This window comes from Duganella sp. OV510, assembly GCF_900100205.1.
Classification (GTDB): Bacteria; Pseudomonadota; Gammaproteobacteria; order Burkholderiales; family Burkholderiaceae_D; genus Rugamonas.
Window position 1 is genome coordinate 1 of sequence record NZ_FNEQ01000026.1, and the last position, 2,177, is coordinate 2,177.

Annotated in this window: 1 protein-coding gene; it reads left to right on the forward strand. The window is 63.6% G+C overall.

Annotated elements, in window-relative coordinates; translation table 11 throughout:
- Positions 1 to 2,177: beta strand repeat-containing protein (locus tag BLS51_RS29910; RefSeq protein ID WP_373994429.1), on the forward strand; the 2,177-nt coding region annotated here is incomplete at both ends.

The window sequence follows — 2,177 nt, forward strand, 5'->3', positions numbered from 1 at the left end:
GCCATCGCCGCGCTGCAAACCCAGGACTTCGCTGCCCTGAAAACCGCAGCCATCGCCGGTCTGTCCACCAACCAGATCAAGGCACTGACCACCGACCTGATCGTTGCCCTGAGCACCGCTGAAGCGAATGCCCTGAGCAGCGCGCAAGTTGCTGCCCTGAGCACCGACGCAGTTGCTGCGCTGGAAACCGCTGACATCGCCGCCATCAAGACCGCATCGTTCGCGGCCCTGAACTCGGCACAGGTTGCTGCACTGACCACCGAGCAAGTCAACGGTCTGGCTACCGCACAACTGGGCGCACTGAGCACCAACGCCATCGCCAACGGTCTGACCACCGACCAGGTTGTCGCGCTGACCTCGGCACAGCTGAGCGCACTGAGCACCGCGCAACTGGGTGCTCTGTCGAGCAACGCCATCGGCGCGATTGAAACCCGCGACATCGTCGGTATCAGCACCGCCGGCATCGCTGCCCTGAAATCGGCCCAGCTGGCTGCACTGACCTCGGATCAAGTGGCTGCGCTGTCGACCAACCAGATCGTTGCGCTGACCACCGCCGCTGTATCGGGCCTGAGCACTGACGCAATCGTCGCGCTGACCACCAGCCAAGCTGCTTCGCTGACCACTCAACAAGTGGCTGCCCTGTCGACCAACGCCATCGCCGCGCTGCAAACCCAGGACTTCGCTGCCCTGAAAACCGCAGCCATCGCCGGTCTGTCGACCAACCAGATCAAAGCGCTGACCACCGATCTGATCGTCGCCCTGAGCACCGCTGAAGCGAATGCCCTGAGCAGCGCGCAAGTTGCTGCCCTGAGCACCGACGCAGTTGCTGCGCTGGAAACCGCTGACATCGCCGCCATCAAGACCGCATCGTTCGCGGCCCTGAACTCGGCACAGGTTGCTGCACTGACCACCGAGCAAGTCAACGGTCTGGCTACCGCACAACTGGGCGCACTGAGCACCAACGCCATCGCCAACGGTCTGACCACCGACCAGGTTGTCGCTCTGACCTCGTCGCAACTGACTGCCCTGAGCACCGCCCAACTGGGTGCCCTGTCGAGCAACGCCATCGGCGCGATTGAAACCCGCGACATCGTCGGTATCAGCACCGCTGGTATCGCTGCCCTGAAATCGGCGCAACTGGCTGCCCTGACCTCGGATCAAGTGGCTGCGCTGTCGACCAACCAGATCATCGCGCTGACCACCGCTGCTGTATCGGGCCTGAGCACCGACGCCATCGTCGCGCTGACCACCAGTCAAGCTGCCGCGCTGACGACTCAGCAGGTTGCTGCCCTGAGCACCAACGCCATCGCCGCGCTGCAAACCCAGGACTTCGCTGCCCTGAAAACGGCTGCCATCGCCGGCCTGTCGACCAACCAGATCAAAGCGCTGACCACCGATCTGATCGTCGCCCTGAGCACCGCTGAAGCGAATGCCCTGAGCAGCGCGCAAGTTGCTGCCCTGAGCACCGACGCTATCGCTGCACTGGAAACCGCTGACATCGCCTCGATCAAGACCGCCTCGTTCGCGGCCCTGAACTCGGCTCAAGTTGCTGCACTGACCACCGAGCAAGTCAACGGTCTGGCCACCGCACAACTGGGCGCCCTGAGCACCAATGCCATCGCCAACGGTCTGACCACCGACCAGGTTGTCGCGCTGACCTCGTCGCAACTGGCAGCACTGAGCACCGCCCAACTGGGTGCTCTGTCGAGCAACGCCATCGGCGCGATTGAAACCCGCGACATCGTGGGTATCAGCACCGCCGGCATCGCTGCCCTGAAATCGGCGCAACTGGCCGCACTGACCTCGGATCAAGTGGCTGCGCTGTCGACCAACCAGATCGTTGCGCTGACCACCGCCGCTGTATCGGGTCTGAGCACCGACGCCATCGTCGCGCTGACCACCAGCCAGGCTGCTTCGCTGACCACTCAACAAGTGGCTGCCCTGTCGACCAACGCCATCGCCGCGCTGCAAACCCAGGACTTCGCTGCCCTGAAAACGGCTGCGATTGCTGGCCTGTCGACCAACCAGATCAAGGCACTGACCACCGACCTGATCGTCGCCCTGAGCACCGCTGAAGCGAATGCCCTGAGCAGCGCGCAAGTTGCTGCCCTGAGCACCGACGCAGTTGCTGCGCTGGAAACCGCTGACATCGCCGCCATCAAGACCGCAGCATTCGC